Here is a 796-nt window from a genome sequence, read left to right as displayed (position 1 = left end):
CAAGGTTATTTTCTTGAAAATAGCGGAATTGACTGGAAAAACAGTAAGGTTGTGGACCCTCATTAATGAAAGCAGTATGGGGTGAGAGCGTGGAGGCTAGGACTTTTGTCTTTTTAAATGCGGGAAAGTAAAAACTGTTGTTTTTTAGGGAAGTAATATTGGACCAATAAAAATAAAACTAAAACAAAGGCCCCATTCTAAAAGGGCCTTTTTATTTAAATTTTATAATATATACAAAATGTATATCATTTTATTATAAGAACTTTTTGTATCCTATATTCTAGTAGCAATGAGCTGTATGAAATATATAACAAGTGAGCCTAAAAAGCTAGCAAAGGCGTTTAATAAATTTCTACTTTTTTCATATATATATTTTATATTTTAGCAGAAATTATTTGCATGAAATATACAATAATCGATCCTAAAAAACTAAATATTGCATTCAATAAACTCTTTCCTTTTTCATGTATATCGTTTATTGATTCTTGTCTGCTATTTATTCTAAGTATACTCAATGTATCCGATGGACTCCCTACGGGTTTAAAAAACTGTAAATGTGTTTTTTCAACAGTATAAGGAGCAACAATAGGAGAGGGCTTTTGATTGACTATATGATCAGACTTTTGAATTGCAAGAGCTAAACCACTTGTGATTGCCCCCGCTATGAAAAAATATCTGATATTCATCGTTTTTTCTCTTTTATTTATTTCTATAAATAAATATCGTTAAACAAAGGCCATATTTTCAAAGGGCCTTTTTACTTCATTTTTAATATATACAAAATGTATATAATTTT

1 protein-coding gene is annotated in these 796 nt (G+C 28.9%); it reads right to left on the bottom strand.

Annotated features, from left to right (window positions below; genetic code table 11):
* Window positions 1-374 precede the first annotated feature (374 nt).
* Complete coding sequence (locus ACFINC_RS10365; RefSeq protein ID WP_375617159.1) at window positions 375-686, bottom strand: hypothetical protein; 312 nt, start codon at window positions 684-686, stop codon at window positions 375-377.
* Window positions 687-796 lie beyond the last annotated feature (110 nt).

The organism is Bartonella sp. AP58NXGY (genome assembly GCF_042195785.1).
GTDB lineage: Bacteria > Pseudomonadota > Alphaproteobacteria > Rhizobiales > Rhizobiaceae > Bartonella.
The sequence above is the reverse complement of the archived record's forward strand: the minus strand, read 5'-3'. Positions and strand labels throughout refer to the sequence as shown.